The organism is Proteus faecis (genome assembly GCF_030286765.1).
Classification (GTDB): domain Bacteria; phylum Pseudomonadota; class Gammaproteobacteria; order Enterobacterales; family Enterobacteriaceae; genus Proteus; species Proteus faecis.
Window position 1 is genome coordinate 1 of the sequence record NZ_JASVWV010000045.1, and the last position, 1,949, is coordinate 1,949.

General features: G+C 50.6%; 1 protein-coding gene. It reads left to right on the plus strand.

Annotated features, from left to right (window positions below; genetic code table 11):
* On the plus strand, window positions 1–1,949 hold a 1,949-nt coding region (locus QSH13_RS18355), incomplete at both ends, for a DNA topoisomerase III (protein WP_286047537.1).

Sequence of the window (1,949 nt, forward strand, 5' to 3'; positions counted from 1 at the left end):
TGTTCAGGTCGCCTGGGCAAGAGGTCATCTGCTGGAACAGGCTGAACCGGAAGCTTATGGTGCGCAGTTTGCCGCGCCCTGGCGACAAAGTGCCTTACCCGTTATTCCTGAACAGTGGAAAATGGTGGTTAAAAAAGATGCAGTTTCGTTGTTTCGGACCATAAAACAGTTACTCAGTCAGGCGACGGAGGTGGTGATTGCCACGGATGCAGACAGGGAAGGGGAGGTGATTGCCCGTGAATTACTGGAGGCCTGTCATTACAGGAAAAAGATACAACGTTTATGGCTGTCAGCGCTGGATGAGGCGAGTATCAGGCAGGCCTTAAATAACCTGTTACCCGGCGAGAAAACAGCCTCCTTATATTCTGCGGGATTGGGACGTGCAAGAGCGGACTGGCTTATCGGCATGAATATGACGCGTTTATTTACCCTCAAAGCCCGGGAACTGGGTTTTGGCGGGATATTGTCGGTCGGACGTGTCCAGACTCCCACACTGGCCCTGATTGTCCGGCGGGAAAGAGAAATCACGCACTTTGTTTCCAAACCGTTCTGGCGGGTAACCGCGTCTTTACAGCATCAGGGGATTGTTTTTCAGGCTCACTGGCGACCTGCTGTGCAATATTGTGATGATGAGCATCGTTGTATTAATGTTCAGGCGGCTCAGGCGGTGGAACAACTGTGCCGGCAGGCAGGCAAGGCGACGGTATGTACGGTAAATGAAACGAAAGGAAAAGCATTGCCGCCGCTGCCGTTTGATCTCGGGACACTTCAGCAGGCTGCCTCAAAGCGTTGGGGATATTCCGCTGATAAAGTGCTTGAAATCGCGCAAAGTCTGTATGAAAAACATAAAGCCACCACGTATCCCCGGACGGATTGCGGATATCTGCCGGTGTCGATGCGTGCCGATATACCGGTTGTTTTAAATGCCTTGTCACAAAGTGATCCGGCCTTACAGTATGTGCTGGCGCAATTGCAGCCGGCGCGTATTTCACGGGTCTGGAATGATGCAAAAATTACGGCTCACCATGCGATTATTCCGACCCGGCATACACCGGATTTGAATGCCATGAATGAGGCTGAACTGAATGTCTACAAACTTATCCGTACCCATTATCTGGCGCAGTTTTTGCCGGATCAGGAATGGGATGCGACGGAGGTGTTTTTAGATATCGGCGGACAACAATTTGTTGCCAAAGGAAAAGTCGAAAGGGTGAAGGGCTGGTCTGTATTATTTGTGAAACATGAAGACGATCCGTCAGTAAAGGAAGAGACAGAAAACGGGCTGGAAACCGGAACGGAAACATTGCCGCCTCTTCATGAAGGAGGAGTCTGTGCAATAGCGGAGGCAAAGGTTGTACAACTGGCGACCTCGCCGCCGAAACCGTATACGGATGGCACATTGATTGCAGCCATGAAAAATGCGTCATCTTTTATTACTGATCCGACATTAAAAAAAGTCCTGAAAGAGAATGCGGGGCTGGGAACAGAAGCAACCCGGGCAGGGATCATCACCACGCTGGAAAACAGGAAATTGATTGTCAGACAGAAAAAAACACTCCGGGCGACAGACACCGGTTGTCAGCTGATTGATGCCCTGCCGGCAGCCTGTACGGATCCGGGTATGACAGCGTTATGGGAACAATCACTCGAACAGGTGGCTCTGGGACACCTGTCTCTGGATGTGTTTATGCAAAAGCAAATCAGCTGGCTGTCTCATCTCATTAAAAAAGGCGGGGAAATGCCGCTGGCGCTGGATCTGCCACCGATGCCATCCTGCCCGGTGTGTCAGGGGAAGATGGTATTACGGGAAAGCAGTAAAGGACGTTTCTGGAGTTGTCAGCATTATCCGGATTGTAAAGGGAGTGTACCATTACCGGGAAAAACGCAGGGCGTCACACAAGTCGTTAAAAAAAGAAAGAAGGCAGTGAAGAAGAGCATTACAGGACTCT